Below are 17,157 nucleotides of genomic sequence, written 5' to 3' on the forward strand. Positions count from 1 at the left end.
TAATACATGGCAAGTTTGGCAATGAGCTCATCTATCACTAGTTTAATTTTCCTCGATACTTGCAAGACCCCTGCCTCCCATAGTTTTTACAGGAATAATGGAATTAAAAGGAGACATAGGGTCATAAATCACAGTCTTGTTGTAGGGATCAGCATCAGATTCCACTTCTGCTAATTGCTTTTCTTTCAGAACCTTAATTTCCTCAATTCTTATACTGTATATCTGTAGTAAAACCTCTTCTGAATAACCAAGAGATTGAAGCTTTTCCTTTAATACCAGCCAATCTAATGCCTCTGCCGTGCTCAAGGGTCTGTTGTCTTTAGACCAAGGGACGCTAGTTGTTGTAGAGCCTATTGCACTTACCCGATATAACTCTCCCATGTATGTGCCAGAAATAAGAAAAATTGAAAAAGCAGTAAGTAGTCCTCCTACTTTATTCAATCGCTCTTTTTCGTTAAGTCCTGTATAGAGCTTGATGGCACCAAATAGGGTGCCAAGTAATCCTACAATAATGGCTAAAAAAGCACCGATGACTGGTGAGTTTGACGCTCCTAATAGGATACCTATTGCGAAAGAGAAAGTTATATAGCCAACAAAAATCTGCATAAAGCCTCACTAATTACACCTGTTACAGCTTTTTTTACAGCCATCGTAAACAGGCCCGCAAACCGAAGAGCTACCGCTTTTCAAGCAATTTCTTCTCTCCTTCTCACAATTATCAACACACTCACTCCAGCTACAAGTCGGGGGGCTTCTATCAGATACTTGAAAATTCGAGCTCGCTAATATGGGGCTAAAAGAAGAGGAAGCTAATTCTTTTAATAGTAACTCTTCTTTACAGGATGGCTGTTCCTCACTAATTACTGAAAGTGAGAAGAGCATCATAACTATTCCGACCAATATTTTCATAAGTGTTATCCTTTCTAGGCTACGATTTAAATTATGGTGTCGCTTAAACTTACATCGATTTAAAAATCGGCATCAGCAAAGCTCAACTACTGATGAGTTCATATGTATGAATATGGCATTTATCATATAGTTTATTTTATTCTGTTAAGCAAATTGATTATCTAAGTGGTGGGGCTAAGAACAATTAGGGGGTTATGTGAGGTTCACTGACAGGGATTTAATTACTTGAAACTAAAATAGGATTATTCCAAATGAGTTTAGTGTGTAGTGCTCAATTGAATGGCGTTACTCATAAATGGATCCTTTTGCAGAGGGGCTGCCAGGGTAATGCAGCCCTTAGTATCCGCCATCATATCAGACTTTTATGGCACAATTGCGCGAGCTTACAGGCTTTCGTGCGGGCCGAAAACTTCGTACAGTATTCTTGCGTCATCAACCCCCAGCGCCAGCAGCTGTTGTTTCAGGTCGGCCATAAAGGGGGTTGGGCCGCAAAGATAGAATTCGCCGTCGTTTATGGGCAAGGTGCCACTCAACGGCGCTAGTACCATACGTCCGGCACCTACTTGCTGTGAGCTGGTGCCGGTTGCACCCTCTTCAAACCAGGTGTAAGTCGTCAGTGCAGGAAGAGCGTCCGCCGCTTGTGCCAGCTCACGGTTAAAGCTCAGTTGCGTCGGGGTGCGGCAGGCATGGAGGAAAAACACCGCCTGGTCGCTTTGTTGCTGGGCTTGCGTATGCAGCATCGCCATCATAGGGGTAATACCCACTCCGGCACTGATCAACACTTTGGGCATATCGGTTTGCTTGAGCACAAAATCCCCCGCAGGTGGGGAGATGTCCAGCTCGTCGCCCTCACGCAAGCCATGTAAATAGCCGGACACCAGATTATCCAGCTTGACTGAGATCCGATAAAACTGGCCGTTAGAAGCATGAGATAAAGAGTACTGGCGAATTTGCCGATGGCTTTGGCCCGGGATGTCGCACTGCACAGCCAGGTATTGTCCTGCCTGATAAGGCATGACGGGCTGCCCATCACAGGGCTTTAGATAAAAACTCTTAACCAGGTCAGATTCCTGAACAATTTGGCTGATAGTGAAGCGGCGCGTGCCACGCCAGCCGCCATGGTGTTGCTCGGCCTGACGATAAATGCCTTCTTCCTGAGTAATAAATAAGTCGGCCAAAAAGGCATAGGCCGCAGCCCAGGCTTGTTCTATCTCTGCGTTAAACTGCTGCGGAAACTTTTCCCGTAAAGTTGCAAGCAGGTGCTCACCAACAATGGGGTAATGGTGTGGCTGTATGCTTAGGCTGGCATGCTTATGATTAATGCGCTTAATCGCATCACTCAGTACCTCAGGCTGATCTATATAGGTTGCATAGGCTGCCAGTGCGTTAAACAGCGCAAATTGCTGCCTGCCGGAGCGCTGGTTGCTGAGGTTGAACACATCAAGTAGTTCGGGGTTATGTGCGAACATTCGCTGGTAAAAGTGTTCTGTCACCTCAACACCGGCGTCGGCAAGTAAAGGGATTGATTGTTTAACCAGAGTAATGGTTCGTTGGCAAAGCATAAAAAACTCCTAATAAGTCCACTTTTCGTTGAAGTGGAGTAAATGCACGAAACTATAAAAAACTAACCGCGACGGCCATCGAGGCGCTTGCGTACCAGCATGGGGGCGTAACTAAAGACAAACAGCGCAAAGCTGGCAGACCAGAGCAGGGCACTGAGCTGCCAGGCCAGATGCGCGCCAATGTATACGGGCAGCAGGCTGCGAATGAGCGCGCTTGCAAGGACCAGCAAAAATGCCACAGACATCAGCGGGTGGGGGGTTAAGGGACGGGCAGTATGGCCCAGTGCAACCCGAGCCATCATCGCCAGGATCATCATGCCCATACCACCTATGGTGATAAGGTGCAGGGCATCTTTGGCCTGCAAGCTTGTGTTAAAGTAGGCGTAACCAAAGCCAATCAGGCCAAGCGCCATCATCAGGTAGGCCAGATACAGCGACCACAGCAGGGGCACTAAAAATAAGCGAAGATTACACCACATAGCAGCACGCACCAGGTGTAACACCCCAGCCAGGATCAGCAGATAGCCAGGTACAACAGCAAGCTGCAAAAAGTGATGCGCAAAAAAGCCAGATATCCCTGTCAGGGAAACAAACAGCAGTAGTTTATCGAGCCGGGGAGTACGCTGTTGCAGTGCCAGTCCCAGGCCTCGGGAGATAAAAAAGGGCACAACCCGGCCACCGAGTATGCTGATCAGCAAAGTAAAGCCGAGCACGGCCATTTGACTTAGCAGTCCAGCCAGCTCATAGGCTTGCTGATCAACCACCACGAGAAACACCATGTTCAGGGTTGCCAGCAGTGCCAGTACCGGGACGAAGAGATAGTTTTTGCTGTTATTGACCTGCACCACCACCCAGGTGAAATGCGCAATGGCAATGAGCCAGAATGCACTTTGCAGAGCCATTAGCCACAATAAGGGTTGGGACGACCAAACTCCGGCGACCCGGGCGCTGCCCCAGAGCACGCAGAGCCCCAGCAAAGGCCAGCCGCTTAAAGTGCTCACGCCGGTCCAATTTTTGGCGGCGGTCAACAAAAAGCCAATGGCAATGGCGCTGGCAAAGCCAAACAGCATCTCGTGTGCATGCCACAGGGTTGCCGGGTAGGGGGCAGACCAGCTCAGGTAGCCGCTCAATATTGCAAACCACACCAGCATTGCGCAGCAGGCCCAGAGGCTGCCAAGTAAAAACAGCGGACGAAATGCCAGCATCAACACCGGAGCATGTTGTAGCTGATACCATTTGGCTGTGCGTGGCATAGGTTCATCCAGGTTTAACAGGGTCATCAGCGCACCTCCAGGCCCAGGTTATACTGGCAAAAGCATCGCACCACATAACTGACCTTGAGCAGAGTGGCAAAAACAATGGTGCTGATATGGGCCGCTATTTGTGTCGACAATGACAGGTGATGGTCAAAGGCGTAGCTAGCCAAAATGGCCAGCATAAAACCAATCAAGCTGAGCATCAGGCATTGGTTGGCAAAAGGGAGCGTACGGCGATAAAGTTTCATAATTACCCTTGTAAAACACAGTGAGTCAAACTGATGATACAGGGGGCATGAACTGTGCCAATATTTAATTTTATATAAAACAGTATGTTATGGTTTGTCTGCTTGCTGATTGGAGTCATAATGACTTACACTTAAGGTGTCTTTTAAACTTTAATAGGTCATATTGACTTGGATCAGCGAACCTTATCTCACCTGCTCGGTATCAGTACTGAGCTGGCTCAGCAACTTCCCCGTGTTAATGAAGGCGATATTGGCGCGTTTACTCAGGCCCTGGTACGTGCAGTTCAGAGTGTAGTAACGGCCGACGCCATTGCGGTTTTACGCTGCGAGCACGGGGTTGCCTATCCACTTGCCTGCTCGGGCCTTGCGCCAGAGGCGATGGGGCGGCGTTTTGTGATCAAAGATCACCCAAGGCTGGCGGCCATTGCTGGTGCTCAGCAGCCGCAGGTATTTGCGGCAGATTGTCCGCTGCCAGACCCCTACGACGGTATGTTGCTGGCGACCGCCGGGGCATTACCCGTACACGCCTGCATGGGCTTTTCGTTATATCAGGACGCGCAACTGGTTGGTATGGTCACTTTTGACAGCCTCACTCCCAGCGCGTTTGAAGCAGTTTCGCTGCCCATGCTCGTGATGTTGCAGTCACTGGTTGCAGCACATTTTGCGACCGCACAGAACCTGGCGGCATTGTCTGAGCAAGCTCGGCACGGCAGGGCGATGCTCAGAGAGATCAGCCATCAGAGCTATACCATGATAGGCAACAGCGAGGTGATGCAACGGCTTAAGCAGGATATTGATCTGGTTGCTAATTCTGAGCTGAGCGTGCTGATCCAGGGTGAAACCGGTACGGGTAAAGAGCTGGTGGCACGGCGCATTCATGAACACTCCTCGCGCGCTCAGGGCCCGTTTGTTCAGGTCAACTGTGCGTCGCTAAGCGAACACCTGGCCGAAAGTGAGTTTTTTGGCCACCGTAAAGGGGCTTTTACCGGTGCCGACAGGCATCGTGAAGGTAAGTTCCTGGTGGCGCATGGTGGCACCCTGTTTCTTGATGAAATCGGCGAACTGCCGCTGGGCATGCAAAGCAAGTTACTGCGAGCGCTGCAAAGTGGCGAGATCCAGCCCGTCGGCACAGACAAGCCGCAATATGTTGATGTCAGGATAGTCGCTGCAACCAATCGGGATTTACGTCAGGAGGTTGAAGCAGGCCGCTTTCGTGCTGACTTGTACCATCGCCTGAGCGTATTTCCGCTGCAAGTGCCGCCGCTGAGAGACCGGGCTCAGGACATTGTGCCGCTGGCGGGCTTTTTTGTTGAGCAGTTGCGTAAAAAGCTGGGAGTGCGTCAATTAGTGCTGTCGGCACCTTTTTTAAAACAATTGCAGGCACACGACTGGCCGGGCAATGTGCGCGAGCTGGAACATGTGCTCAGCCGGGCGGCGCTGAAAGCCAAGCATACTGCTCGGGCGCAGGATATTGTCGAGGTTGACATCATCCATGGCGTTCAGTGGCAAGCCAGCGCTGTGCAGGCATCAGCAGATAACCCGCATAGCGAGGTTACATCAGTGCCCGCTGCACAAACCTTAAAGGCCGCCACGGAAGCATTTCAGAAAAACCTCATCAAGACCAGATTACAGGCCAATGAACTCAACTGGGCAGCCACTGCGCGTGAGCTATCCGTTGATAGGGCAAACCTGGTGCGTCTGGCAAAACGTTTGGGCATAGCAACACTTAAAAAGCTCACCTGAGGACAGTGGCAATTTAGTAAAATGAAGTAACTGAACAAGGACTGTTATTCGCAATGAAAATTGTTCTTACTAAGTTTATAAGTCATTTATTTTAAAAGAATATATTAAGAAATTTATTAGTTTTAATCGGTCTTGCTAAGTTGCGATTTTGTTCTAGGTTTATAAGGCGTCTAACTATTCCTTATTGAGGGGGCCCTATGCAGGGTAGCAAGCAAGTAATAGCAGCATTAAATCAGGTCTTAACGCTCGAGCTGACGTCCATTAACCAATATTTTTTGCACGCACGCATGTGGAAAAACTGGGGCATTGAGGAGCTCAACGAGAAAGCCTACAAAAAATCCATCAAAGACATGAAGCAGGCCGACGACTTAATCGAACGGATCTTATTCCTCGAAGGCCTGCCAAATTTGCAACATCTCGAAAAACTGCGTATTGGTGAGCACACCGAAGAAATGCTCAGCTGCGATATGGCATTTGAAACAGAGCAACTGCCGGTACTGCGCAGTGCCATTGAGCTGTGTGAAAAAGAGCAGGACTATGTCAGTCGTGAACTGCTCGAAGATATTCTGGAATATGAGGAAGACTATGTCGATTGGTTGGAAACCCAGCAATTCCTCATCAAAAATTGCGGCATAGAAAACTATCTGCAATCGCAAATTGAGGAGTAAGACATGCAAGGTTCTCAAAAAGTAATCGATTTACTCAACAAGCAGCTGACCCTGGAACTATCGTCAATGGACCAGTATCTGGCCCATTCTAAAATGTACGAAGACTGGGGCCTGTCCAGATTGCACCATAAGCTGGCCCACGAATACGAAGAAGAGCTGGATCACGCAAAGCGGATCACGGAGCGCATTTTGTTCCTTGAGGGCACGCCCGATACAGCATCCAGAGCGCCCATCAAAGTGGGAGAAAACGTTCAGGAAATGCTTGAAAATGACCTGGCAGCAGAGATCACGGTAAAAGATCATCTTAAAAAAGTCATTGCGGTCTGTGAGGAAGAGCAGGACTATGTGTCGCGCGAGATGCTCGAAGCGCTGCTTGACGACACGGAAATGGACCACATCTACTGGCTTGAGCAGCACATTGGACTTATCAAACTTATTGGTTTGCCAAATTATATTCAAAGCCAGATGTCGGGTGGCGATCCCACTTAAACACTAGATTAAAGCGCAATCTTAAGGAGGCCATGCCTCCTTTTTTTATGCCTGATTAAACTGACTTTGCGGGCTTGCCAAACGGGTGATTCGCAGGGATACTTGCCGCCATGAAAAGTGGCAGCATCAGGCTGTTGAAAACGGAGCGTTAAATTGGAAAGACAGGTCGCCTGCCTGGTAGAGGCATGTAAACAACTGAGCTTAAAACACGAATGTATCGATCGCGAACAAAACCTGATCAGGGTGTATTTCAACCATGGTGTTGAGTACTTTGAGCTTAATAAAACCCCTTTTAACTCTGAGTCTATTTACGGCTTATGCCGGGACAAAATGCATTCATATCAGGCGTTTAATCAGGCTGTGACTATGCCCCAGACGCTCTCCTTCCTCGACCCGAATGTGCCAGACGAGTACAAACACTATTTACAGTACCAAAACATGGATGAAATTGTTGCGGCAGTAGAGCACACTTTTGGCTATCCGGTAGTCGTCAAAAGTAATAGCGGCGCACTGGGTGTGAATGTTCACTTATGCCAGGATAAAGCCTCGCTTGTGGCTGCCTTTGGTGAGATATTTAATGGCCAGTCAAAGCACTATGATTATCTGGCGCTGGCGCAGGCCTATGTTGAGAACAAGGCTGAATATCGTCTGGTGTGCGGTTTTGGCGAACCCTTACTGGCCTATAAAAGGGGCATGGCACAGACCTTTAATGTGCGCTATTGGGAGAAAAATGAAGTTGCCACACTTGAGCAGGATGAGACTTTGCTCACGGCCCTGTTTGAGTTTGTTAAGCCTGTGTTTGAGCTGGCAAATATCGGGTTTGTTGGCTTTGACATTATCCTGGGTCAGGACGACCGCTTTTATCTGATTGAGCTGAACTCTTCCCCTAAGTTTAATCATCTGATCATAGATAACCCTGAACTTGGACCTGCGGCGGTCACCAGCATGTACAAAAACATGCTACAAAAGCTGAATAATCGCGCCTAAACTATTGGAAACCCTGTGATCTGGTTATCCGACAATGAAATGGTTAAAGGACATAGACAGCAGTTTTGATACCCTGCTGACCGACTGTTACCAAAGACGTGAAATGGACATGGAACGCCATGTTAATAAGCTGCGCTTTTTTGGCCTGATGGCCTTGTTCGTCACTGAGCTGGCCATTGGTTTATACAGTATCGGCTGGGATACCACGCTGGTGGTTGTCGACTTGGCCACCATTGCCGTGGTGATCTGCTGGTGCACTCTGGTCTTACACTGGTCTCGCTCCGAAGGCTACAAACCCTGGCTTAAATATGTCTCTATCTTATTCGACTACACCATTATTCTGGTGGTATCGGTCGAAATTGAGTCGCTGGATGTGTTTAAACACTTTTTGCAGGACCTGCACCAGACTGAGTTTGAACTTATGCTGGTGAGTGTTCTGTTGCTGTTTAATATTATGAGTGCATTTCGCCAGGGCAAGCTGATCATCTACTATTCCACACTCTGTTGCGTGGTGACCGGAACCTTAGTGCTTGAGCACAGCCACACAGCCAGAGCCATTGAGATCCACGAGCAAGTGATCATCATCTGCTCGGGTTTTTTAGCCTGGTCTTTGTCCAGTTATATTACCGGCACCTACACCAAGCTGCGCCATCGGGAGCGCCTGTTGCGCTATTTGCCTGAGCAATTAGTAAAAGCGGTAGAGCGGGGGGAGGTCGATATTGAACCTGGCGGCGAGAGGCGCGATGTGACGGTATTGATGGCGGATATCCGTGGCTTTACCCGTTTGTGTGAGCAGCACGAGCCGGAAGTGATCACGCAATTACTGAACCGCTACTTTTCGCGCATGAGCAGCGTTATTTTTATCCACCAGGGCATGATTGATAAATTTATCGGTGATGCGATCATGGCTGTATTCGGAACGCCTCAGAAAGAAGAAAACAATGCTAAAAATGCAATAGAGGCGGCCCGTCAGATGCTTCAGGCCCTGGAAGCACTCAATCAGGAGTTTGTTGCAGAGGGCTTGCCGAGTATTGCGATTGGCATTGGCATACACAGTGGTGATGCTATTGCGGGTAATGTGGGGAGTAGCAGTTGTATGGACTACACTGTGATTGGCGATACGGTCAATGTGGCGGCTCGGATTGAGAGTAAAACCAAAGAGTTAAATTATCCGCTGCTGATCAGCGAGCAAAGCGTTCATCAGTCCCGAATGGCCCAGCTCAAACGGGTTGCTATGGTTGAGCTTAGCGGGCGTAGTCAGCCTATCGAGGTGTACCACTATCCCGACTAAAAATGATTAACGAGGTGCTGCGCTAAGCAATCTTTATAAAATAGTCTAACTTTAAATAATCAGTTACTTAACGCGCTTATGAATATGGAACGGATACTGCTCGCTGTGTTTCTCTGTATTGTGACTTTCAGTATACTGGCAAATGCGCCGGAGCGGCCCGTGCTGCATATTTACCATGACTCGGATTACAGCAGCCATAAAGCGTCTGCCGAAGCTATGAAAATGGGCTTTAATAGTGCGCTCGGTGAGCGCAACTTTGAGGTTCAGGGGTTCAGGCTGAAATTGCTGGAAAAGGACCACAGGGGAAACAGTAATCGCAGTTTACTGACCATGCGGCGCTTTTTGCAGGATGACAGTGCGTTACTCATGCTTGGTGGATTACACTCTCCGCCATATATCAAACATCGTGAATTGATTAACCAGCAGGGTATTTTGCTTCTAGTGCCCTGGGCTGCGGGTGGGCCGATAACGCGTTACCCGGACGCCAACAACTGGGTATTCAGACTTTCCATAGATGACACCAAAGCTGGATTGAGGCTGGTGGAATTCGCCAGACAAAGGCAGTGTCGTTCGCCGCATATGCTACTGGAACGCACCCCTTGGGGTAAATCCAATTATCAGACCATCACCCGGGCACTGGCCAAGCCCGAGGCCCCCGTGACCTGGTTTAACTGGAATATGAAAATGAACGCCACCAAAATCATGCTGCGAGAGATTGTCAGCAGCGGCCACGACTGTGTGATATTTGTCGGTAATGCGCTGGAGGGCAAACAACTGGTCAAAGCGGTTGCGCAGACACCAGAAGCACAGCGCCCAGCCATTATTAGTCACTGGGGCATAACGGGTGGTCACTTTTTTGAGCAGGTGGCCGATGAACTACGTGCGGGCATAGATTTACACTTTCTGCAAAGCTGTTTCTCATTTCAGCAACGGCCGCATAGCGAATTTGCCGCGCAGGTTTGGCAGCGCTTGGTAAGCGCTTATCCGGACAAAGTCATTGATGGCCGATTTATCCAGTCTCCGGCCGGATTTATTCACGGCTATGATTTAGGGCGGGTCCTGCTTGGCGCGCTCGATCAAGTCGTTTTAAGCGGTGATGTAAAACAAGACAGAGCCGCATTGCGTGCTGCGCTTGAAGACCTCAAACAGCCAGTTCAGGGCTTGCTGAAAGTGTACGAGAAGCCGTTTTCACCCTGGTCAGAGGTGCAGCCAGATGCCCATGAGGCGCTGGGTCTGGAAGACATTTGTATGGCCAGCTATAACGCTGACGGCAGTATCAAGGTGCTAAATAACTAATGAAAAATAATGCAGTGAAGTCGCTATTTAAAATGAGCTCCGACAAGGCATTCTACGCGTTTTTGTTGTGCAGCCTGATATTGTCAGTGTCTTTGAGCCTGGTGATGCTCAGCAATCATGCCGATACCGCCATTCGGCAGGTACAAACGGAAGTGCGTCAGACCGAAGCGCGATTGGGTGTTAGCAATCTGGGCCAGTTTTTGCGCACCCGACTGGTACTGCTTAAAGACTTAGCACAATACCCGGTGTTGGCCAACGGCGTGATGGGATCAGATATTTCGCGTGCTTCTTTGTCTGACTTTCTGGGGGAGTATCGGATCCTGGGCAAAAAGGAGCCCTTGTCTTTGTTCAATGTGCTGGGCGAGCCGGTATATCGCAGTGGCCAGGTCTCATCACAGCCCGGCAAACAGGAAGAGTGGCTTGAGCTGCTGCTTGACGGGCGCTTACCACATGCGGTGATTTTACAACAAAACGAACAGTTGTTTAGTTTTGTCATTGCCGTGCCTATTGAATACAACGGATTTACAGAGGGTGTGCTGGTTGCAGAGTTTGATACTGACCTAGCTAATTTGTTGGCCCTGGATCTGAGCAATCAGGCCCTGGCGGTCGAGTTGTCCGGGCAATGGGTCGATTACAGCAATGCCGCGCCCGGTGCGGAATATGTTGTGCTGCACAACACACAAATGCCGGGCACTGATATTCATGTCAGTCTGATGATCAGCCAGTCGACCATAGACGAGAGCGTTTTTGATTTTATCGTTGAGCTTGGCCAGGCCATTTTTATAGGGCTTTCTTTGTCCTTTCTACTACTACTGTTTTTTGGCCGCCAGTTACTGCTGAATCCATTCAAACGTCTCCAGACCTCAGAGCAAATGATCAAAAAGAGCGAGGAGCGCTTTAAACTGGCAATAGCCGGTAGTCATGATGGCATCTGGGATTGGGATATCGAAAGCGGAGATGTCTTTTATTCACCAAGATATAGAGAGTTACTGGGCTACAGCCCCAATGATCTTGCAGGCTTTGCAGATCGCTTTGAGGTGCTGGAGCAGCATTTGCATCCAAAAGACAGAAGTGCGACTTTTTCTGCACTACAAGATCACTTAAATGGCAAGGGTGGCTTTGACGTAGAGTTTCGTCTACGCACCAAACAAAACGATTATCGCTATTTTCGCTCAAAAGGGCTGGCACTGCGCGATGAGACTGGAAAAGCCATTCGTATGTCGGGCTCTTTGACCGATATCACAGATCAAAAAATGTATCAGGAGGCGCTAAGCCAGGCAAAAGAACACAACGATTTGCTTGCCTATGCTATCGAGTCCTGTGATGTGGGCATTATTATTTCGGATGCCAAAGTGCAGGGTTTGCCACTGACCTTTATCAATAGCGCTTTTACTAAAATAACGGGTTATGGCGACGAGGTCTTGGGGACTAACTGTAAGTTTTTACAGGGCGAGGACACTGTACCAGAAGTGGTCACCAATATGGTCGAAGCGATTAAACATCGCCAGGCGCACCGCACCGTGATACTTAATTACACAAAAGATGGTAAGCCATTTTGGAACAATCTGCACATTGCTCCGGTGAGCAACGACCAGGGAGAGCTGGTAGCCTATGTCGGGATCATTCAGGATATTTCTGAGGAAATCGCACAGGAAAGAGCGCTGGCAGAGGCAAAAAGTCAGGCCGAGCAGGCCAGTCGGGCGAAAAGTGAATTTCTGGCCTCCATGAGCCATGAGATCCGCACGCCCATGAACGGTGTGCTGGGGATGCTAAACCTGTTGCTCAGTAACGAACTGGATGAACAACAAACCCACAGGGTTAAGCTGGCGATGAGCAGTGCCAACTCATTGCTGAATTTGATCAATGACATACTCGATTTTTCTAAGGTAGACGCCGGTAAGCTAGAGCTTGAAATGCTCGACTTTGACTTGCGCGGTATGTTTGAAGACTTTGCCGAGTCGGCGGCTTTGCAGGCGCAGTGTAAAGGGCTGGAACTGGTGTTGGATACTTTGGATATCGAACAAAGTATGGCCAAAGGAGATCCAAGCCGGATCAGGCAGATCCTCGCGAACCTGGTTGGTAATGCGATTAAATTTACCGAGCAGGGCGAAGTGATCATTCAGGGAAAACTGACAGAGCAGGAAGATAACCTGCTGCGTCTGGAGTGTGCCATTACAGACACTGGGATAGGCATACCAAAAGCAAAAAGTGCGGCCCTGTTCGACTCCTTTTCGCAGGTTGACTCCTCTACCACACGCAAATATGGCGGCACCGGTTTGGGCCTGGCTATCGTCAGGAAGTTATGCCAGCTGATGGGCGGCGATGTCTCAGTGCAAAGCACTGAGGGGGAGGGAAGTACCTTTACATTCACCGTGTTGCTTGAGAAAAGCGCACAATCAAAGCAAATACTGCCTGATTTAGATATGTCTCAGCTTGAGCTGTTAGTAGTCGATGATAACCAGACAAACCGTACGGTACTAGGACAACAACTGAGGCACTGGGGCGCTCAGGTGTTTGAGTCTTCTTCCGGTATTGCTGCGCTGGCTGAATGTGAAAAGCGCTATCACGATGGTCAGCGCAAAATGTTTGATATAGCCTTGCTGGATATGCAAATGCCCAATATGGACGGCGCACAACTGGGCAAAACCATCAAAGAAGATAAGCGTTTTGGGGGGATTAAGCTCATTATGATGACTTCCATTGGTCATCAGGGCGATGCCTCTTACTTTGCTGATCTCGGTTTCTCGGGGTATTTTCCCAAGCCCGCAACCACAGAGGACTTGTTTAACGCCTTGTCTGTGGTTGCCGATGACGGCGAGGCGCTGGCAAATGCCAAGCCGCTGGTGACAACCCATTATTTGAAAAGCATGAAAGACCCGCATCAGGATACAAAAAAGGTTAAGTGGTCACCAAAGCCGCGTATTTTGCTCGCAGAGGACAATCAGGTTAACCAGATAGTGACAGTCAGTATGCTGCAAAAGCTCGATATAGAATCTGTTGATGTTGTTAATGATGGCAATGAGGCGCTGCGCAACCTGAGAGAGTATCAACATTCTGAAGGCTATTCGCTGGTACTGATGGACTGTCAGATGCCTGAAATGGACGGTTTCCATGCCACCAAAGCCATCCGAAAAGGACAGGCGGGTAAGTCGAATATGGACATTACCATAGTGGCGCTCACGGCCAATGCCATGGTGGGCGATGAGAAAAAATGCCTTGAAGCTGGTATGAACGATTATCTGAGTAAACCTGTGTCGATAGAGGCGCTGCTGAGCTGCCTGAAAAAGCATCTGGAGTATGAGCAAATCCTGGTCGAAGAATAAAGAGTATCAAAATAATGCTAGCTAATTGCTGCGCTTAGCCTTATTATCGCGCGGCTTTGCTCAGGGTGAGTGAAGTTTGTACAGGTCGGGTGTGTTCGGCACTGTACACTTAACCTTAAACTAAGTTAATTGACACCATGATAAGCAATAAAATAAAAGTGGTTTTTGATAAATCTGTTGATGCAATCTTTGCAGTCATCTTACTCTTTATCATCATCGGCATTGCCATTGGCACACTACAACTCTTTGTGACCACCTGGAAGCTGCTGGCGTTTAAGGGGATCACCGGGCATTACATCGATATCATTGCGGATGTACTGACGCTGTACGTGCTGATTGAGCTGTCGCGCTCTTTGGTTGAGTATTTTAATACCCATCGCTTAAGACTGACCTTTATTGTTGATGGCGCGATCGTGTTTGTGATCCGGGAGATCCTGATTGCTCTATTCAAACATGACCTGAAAGCAGACATGATCTACGCATTTTCGGCGTTTCTATTTGTACTGGGCGCATTGCGTATTGCCTCTGTGCTGGTATATCAGCGAGAGAAACACCTGTCGGAGCAGGAGAGTCACTAATCTTTACTTCGGGGCTGCGGCCCCGTTTTCAAACTCTTTTCTCTCAATCACCTTATGCGCGCTTAACTAATATTGCATTACAACGGGCTTTGCTTTCAGACCAGATTAGCATAGGATGTTACTGTGATAATATACAGTATTTTGGTTTTCAGGGTTGGTTGTCTATGTTAAAAGCGTTACCAGAAAAGTATTACCTCACCCACTTCAATGAGCTGCATGGGTTTATTGCAAAAACCAGTCTTCATTTGTTAAGCCCGACGCAGCAAACGCTGTTCAGAGAGCTTGCATCTCTGGATGAGGATTGCCTGTGCCTGCTATTGCGTATCATAAATCGCAAGCGCGTATTTGTAACCCGAGCCCAACTTAACTATGTAGAAATTAAAGATATTGATGCCGCACTGCTGGCACTTGCGCGCAAGGGCCTGGTTGGTACGGCACAAGATGAAGATAGCGATATACTGCTGGCTGAGCTCACCAAGGAGCAGTTGCAGTCTATTGCCGCTGAGCTGATGTCGTCGGGCAATATTTCTGTGGCGACGCCGGCTAAATCGGCGAAAAAAGCCCTCTGGGTTGAGTTTGTCCATACACAAAGCAAAAGCGTCTCCCTAGCGGATACATCAGTCTTTCGTGCGCACCTGTCGGCGCCAGTCAAAGCGGACTTTGAATACTGGCTGTTTTTGTTTTTTGGCAAACTGGGCGGCACCTTGCAGCAGTTTTCACTGCGCGACCTGGGTGTGATGCAGACGCGCCAGGGCGTTGCCACTGGTAATGCGCATTTTTCGGAACTGGCAGAGGCGCAAAGTGCCTATTATTATCTTGTCCAGAGCAAAAACCTGAAAACCCTGGATTTGGCAGGCAAAGTGTCACTGGCAAAGCAAATTTGCGAACAGCAGGTCCCTGTCGCTGAGGGGCCAATGGCGCAGGCCAGGCGGGATGAACTGACGCACAAACTGGCTTGCCAGCTGGAGCAAGACGACGCTGAATTAGCAATGACTATGCTTGAGCTCAGCAATCATCCAAAAGCACAAGAAAAATACATTCGTGCCTTGTATAGCGCGGGGCAGTATCAGGCGTGTCAGGCGCAACTGGAAGCCGTGTTAGCTTGCCCGCAAAATGAAGAGTTGCTGATATTTGCCGAAGATTTCTCAGCACTGAAATTCACCACTAAGCGTACCTCAGTGCTCACCGATATGCTGCGTCAAAGCGGCACACCGATTGCGCTGGACGAGGCCTATGTTGGCTATCCTGAACAAGGGGCCATTGCCTGGTATCGCCGTCAGGGTTGCCAGGCTTTTCATGGAGAAAACCAGTTCTGGCGGATGTTATTTGTGCTGGCTTTTTGGCCTGCGCTGTATGAATCTGATGCCAGTGCACCCAGTAACGAGTTTGACTTAACCCCCAAGAGCCTTAAATATAACCAGTTCTATGAAGTACATAGCGAGCAAATCGAGCAGATCCTTGCGGGCATTACAGATAATCAAAGCTTATTCGACTGGTTGTTGCACCAGGCCGGCTCGCATTTTGGCAAACCGAATCGTTTGGTGTTTTGGCACCAGTCAGGCATCGATCTCTTACTGATGGTGGCCCGGCTGATCCCCATTGCGCCGTTAAAAGCACACCTGCGCGCCATGTGTAAAGATTTTAAAATGCTCAAAGATGGTTATCCGGATCTTATTTGCATTAACGGCACCGACGTCTCATTTGTTGAAATTAAAGCGCCAGGCGACAGCCTTCGACGTAATCAGCTGGTGACTATAAGACGTCTGGTGGAGTCGGGCTTTAAGGTAGATATTCAGCAAGTGTGCTGGCAAATAGCGCCACAACAGGCCTATGTTGTGATTGATGTGGAAACGACTGGAGGCAAAAAGGAGTATGACCGCATAACCGAAATTGCCATGCTCAAAGTGGTTGATGGTCAGGTGACACAGCGCTGGCAAAGCTTGATCAACCCTTTGCGGCGGATCCCGAAATACATCACCGAATTAACGGGCATAAGTAATGAGATGGTGGCAGATGCTCCGCGTTTCTCTGAGGTTGCGCAGCAAGTGGAAGACTTTATGCAGGACGCCATTTTTGTTGCGCACAATGTCAACTTTGATATGGGCTTTATCAAGGCCGAGTTTGCCCGTCTGGAGCAAGCCTTCCAAAAGCCTAAGTTATGTACGGTTCAGCAGGCCAGAAAGTGGCTGCCCGGCCTGAAATCTTATGCGTTAAACAAAGTGTGCCGCGAGCTGGGCATTACCTTAACCCAACATCACCGGGCGATGGCAGACGCGCAGGCAACGGCCGAGTTATTTATGATGATCAACGCGCAAAGGCTTGCACATCAGCAATCGTTAACCTAGCGGGGGTGTTTGTTTGAGGGGTTTAGTGTACATTGCTCGCCATGTCCTGAGTAAACAGTCATTGCTGTGTATAAAAAGTACCTCATCTATTCTTTGTTGCAGGTTTCCTGGGGGTTGTCTGCGTTACTGCTGATATTTGCGATAGCGCCCAGCCTGATAGCTTTATCTGTCCCTGCCTGGTCCATCCCTGCGTATCTGCTGATCTCTTGCGCCATTGTATTTGGAGTGTTTGCAAAAGATAAAGCATTGTCAAAAAAAGGCACTGAGCGACTATCCGAGCGCCTGTTGCTGCTTGTCTCTGCCGGGTCATGCCATATGACGACCTTACCGGTTATGTCGGTGTTAAGGCATAAAACAATCAAGCTGCCGTTTTTATTAAAATTACTGGCTTTGTACCTGCTTCAGCTCTTTACCTTTGTCACTGTTCTGGTCGGTTATTTGATGTAATACCAATTTCACTTA

14 protein-coding genes are annotated in these 17,157 nt (G+C 48.7%); 10 read left to right on the forward strand and 4 right to left on the reverse strand.

What is annotated here, in order from left to right; genetic code table 11:
- Nucleotides 1-42: 42 nt before the first annotated feature.
- The 4 genes from C3B51_RS19540 to C3B51_RS19555 all read right to left on the reverse strand — a co-directional run bounded on the left by C3B51_RS19540 (nucleotide 43) and on the right by C3B51_RS19555 (nucleotide 3,975).
- Nucleotides 43-606: a hypothetical protein gene (locus tag C3B51_RS19540; RefSeq protein ID WP_130246126.1), complete on the reverse strand. Its 564-nt coding sequence runs from the start codon at nucleotides 604-606 to the stop codon at nucleotides 43-45.
- 686 nt (nucleotides 607-1,292) lie between these two features.
- Nucleotides 1,293-2,471, reverse strand: coding sequence for an NO-inducible flavohemoprotein (gene hmpA / locus C3B51_RS19545; protein WP_130246127.1), 1,179 nt, complete (start codon nucleotides 2,469-2,471; stop codon nucleotides 1,293-1,295).
- Nucleotides 2,472-2,533: 62 nt separating this feature from the next.
- Nucleotides 2,534-3,751: an NnrS family protein gene (locus C3B51_RS19550; RefSeq protein WP_130246128.1), complete on the reverse strand. Its 1,218-nt coding sequence runs from the start codon at nucleotides 3,749-3,751 to the stop codon at nucleotides 2,534-2,536.
- On the reverse strand, nucleotides 3,751-3,975 hold the full coding sequence (locus tag C3B51_RS19555) for a hypothetical protein (RefSeq protein ID WP_046004709.1): 225 nt from the start codon (nucleotides 3,973-3,975) through the stop codon (nucleotides 3,751-3,753). The genes C3B51_RS19550 and C3B51_RS19555 overlap by 1 nt, the downstream gene beginning before the upstream one ends.
- A gap of 168 nt (nucleotides 3,976-4,143) precedes the next feature.
- Between C3B51_RS19555 and norR the strand changes: the two genes are divergently transcribed.
- The 10 genes from norR to C3B51_RS19605 all read left to right on the forward strand — a co-directional run bounded on the left by norR (nucleotide 4,144) and on the right by C3B51_RS19605 (nucleotide 17,142).
- A complete protein-coding gene (norR, locus tag C3B51_RS19560) occupies nucleotides 4,144-5,718 on the forward strand; it encodes a nitric oxide reductase transcriptional regulator NorR (RefSeq protein ID WP_240701934.1) in 1,575 nt (524 codons plus the stop codon).
- A gap of 197 nt (nucleotides 5,719-5,915) precedes the next feature.
- On the forward strand, nucleotides 5,916-6,386 hold the full coding sequence (gene bfr / locus C3B51_RS19565; RefSeq protein ID WP_046004654.1) for a bacterioferritin: 471 nt from the start codon (nucleotides 5,916-5,918) through the stop codon (nucleotides 6,384-6,386).
- A 3-nt stretch (nucleotides 6,387-6,389) separates the two neighbouring features.
- Nucleotides 6,390-6,875, forward strand: a complete 486-nt coding sequence (gene bfr, locus C3B51_RS19570) for a bacterioferritin (RefSeq protein ID WP_010380639.1) — start codon at nucleotides 6,390-6,392, stop codon at nucleotides 6,873-6,875.
- Nucleotides 6,876-7,028: 153 nt separating this feature from the next.
- The gene (locus C3B51_RS19575; protein ID WP_130246129.1) at nucleotides 7,029-7,862 is read left to right on the forward strand and encodes an ATP-grasp domain-containing protein; all 834 of its coding nucleotides are present in this window, start codon (nucleotides 7,029-7,031) and stop codon (nucleotides 7,860-7,862) included.
- Nucleotides 7,863-7,896: 34 nt separating this feature from the next.
- Nucleotides 7,897-9,153, forward strand: a complete 1,257-nt coding sequence (locus C3B51_RS19580) for an adenylate/guanylate cyclase domain-containing protein (RefSeq protein ID WP_130246130.1) — start codon at nucleotides 7,897-7,899, stop codon at nucleotides 9,151-9,153.
- A gap of 84 nt (nucleotides 9,154-9,237) precedes the next feature.
- A complete protein-coding gene (locus C3B51_RS19585) occupies nucleotides 9,238-10,449 on the forward strand; it encodes an ABC transporter substrate-binding protein (protein ID WP_130246131.1) in 1,212 nt (403 codons plus the stop codon).
- The gene (locus C3B51_RS19590; protein ID WP_130246132.1) at nucleotides 10,449-13,772 is read left to right on the forward strand and encodes a response regulator; all 3,324 of its coding nucleotides are present in this window, start codon (nucleotides 10,449-10,451) and stop codon (nucleotides 13,770-13,772) included. Before C3B51_RS19585 ends, C3B51_RS19590 begins: the two co-directional genes overlap by 1 nt.
- A gap of 137 nt (nucleotides 13,773-13,909) precedes the next feature.
- Nucleotides 13,910-14,350 carry a phosphate-starvation-inducible PsiE family protein gene (locus tag C3B51_RS19595; RefSeq protein ID WP_130246133.1) on the forward strand — a complete coding sequence of 147 codons (441 nt, stop codon included), beginning with the start codon at nucleotides 13,910-13,912 and terminating at the stop codon, nucleotides 14,348-14,350.
- A gap of 164 nt (nucleotides 14,351-14,514) precedes the next feature.
- Nucleotides 14,515-16,695, forward strand: a complete 2,181-nt coding sequence (locus tag C3B51_RS19600) for an exonuclease domain-containing protein (protein ID WP_130246134.1) — start codon at nucleotides 14,515-14,517, stop codon at nucleotides 16,693-16,695.
- Nucleotides 16,696-16,761: 66 nt separating this feature from the next.
- A complete protein-coding gene (locus C3B51_RS19605; protein ID WP_165389206.1) occupies nucleotides 16,762-17,142 on the forward strand; it encodes a DUF1294 domain-containing protein in 381 nt (126 codons plus the stop codon).
- Nucleotides 17,143-17,157 lie beyond the last annotated feature (15 nt).

The organism is Pseudoalteromonas rubra (assembly GCF_004212645.1).
Taxonomy (GTDB): domain Bacteria; phylum Pseudomonadota; class Gammaproteobacteria; order Enterobacterales; family Alteromonadaceae; genus Pseudoalteromonas; species Pseudoalteromonas rubra_G.

What these genes read in the sequence shown, in the direction of transcription:
- C3B51_RS19540 (WP_130246126.1), bottom strand. Translation starts at nt 606, where the DNA reads ATGCAGATTTTTGTTGGCTATATAACTTTCTCTTTCGCAATAGGTATC.
- hmpA (WP_130246127.1), bottom strand. Translation starts at nt 2,471, where the DNA reads ATGCTTTGCCAACGAACCATTACTCTGGTTAAACAATCAATCCCTTTA.
- C3B51_RS19550 (WP_130246128.1), bottom strand. Translation starts at nt 3,751, where the DNA reads ATGACCCTGTTAAACCTGGATGAACCTATGCCACGCACAGCCAAATGG.
- C3B51_RS19555 (WP_046004709.1), bottom strand. Translation starts at nt 3,975, where the DNA reads ATGAAACTTTATCGCCGTACGCTCCCTTTTGCCAACCAATGCCTGATG.
- bfr (WP_046004654.1), top strand. Translation starts at nt 5,916, where the DNA reads ATGCAGGGTAGCAAGCAAGTAATAGCAGCATTAAATCAGGTCTTAACG.
- bfr (WP_010380639.1), top strand. Translation starts at nt 6,390, where the DNA reads ATGCAAGGTTCTCAAAAAGTAATCGATTTACTCAACAAGCAGCTGACC.
- C3B51_RS19580 (WP_130246130.1), top strand. Translation starts at nt 7,897, where the DNA reads ATGAAATGGTTAAAGGACATAGACAGCAGTTTTGATACCCTGCTGACC.
- C3B51_RS19585 (WP_130246131.1), top strand. Translation starts at nt 9,238, where the DNA reads ATGGAACGGATACTGCTCGCTGTGTTTCTCTGTATTGTGACTTTCAGT.
- C3B51_RS19590 (WP_130246132.1), top strand. Translation starts at nt 10,449, where the DNA reads ATGAAAAATAATGCAGTGAAGTCGCTATTTAAAATGAGCTCCGACAAG.
- C3B51_RS19595 (WP_130246133.1), top strand. Translation starts at nt 13,910, where the DNA reads ATGATAAGCAATAAAATAAAAGTGGTTTTTGATAAATCTGTTGATGCA.
- C3B51_RS19600 (WP_130246134.1), top strand. Translation starts at nt 14,515, where the DNA reads ATGTTAAAAGCGTTACCAGAAAAGTATTACCTCACCCACTTCAATGAG.